The 250-nt window shown below is 66.0% G+C and carries 1 pseudogene; it reads right to left on the bottom strand.

Going from position 1 to position 250, the window contains the following annotated elements:
• Positions 1 to 250 (bottom strand): annotated as a pseudogene (locus tag FNJ47_RS47290) (hypothetical protein); the annotation flags it as partial.

The following is a 250-nucleotide window of genomic DNA, read 5'->3' on the forward strand; positions in this document are numbered from 1 at the left end:
ACGCGGAACTCGGCGGGCTTGCTGCTCGCCGCGGTGATGCCGAGCATCACGAGGCTGCGCATCTGGTCGGACAGCCCGCTGCGCTCCCAGACGTCGCCATAGACATAGGCATTGATGATGTTTTGCACCGCCGCGCAGGTGCAGGACGTGCTGTTGCTGGTCGCGATGTATTGCGGCATCCCCGCCGCGATCGAGACCAGCAAGATCGCAGCCGAGGTGTTCGGCGAGGCGCCTGCGGAGGGGTAGGGCA

This window comes from Bradyrhizobium uaiense, assembly GCF_010811875.1.
GTDB classification, from domain to species: Bacteria; Pseudomonadota; Alphaproteobacteria; order Rhizobiales; family Xanthobacteraceae; genus Bradyrhizobium; species Bradyrhizobium uaiense.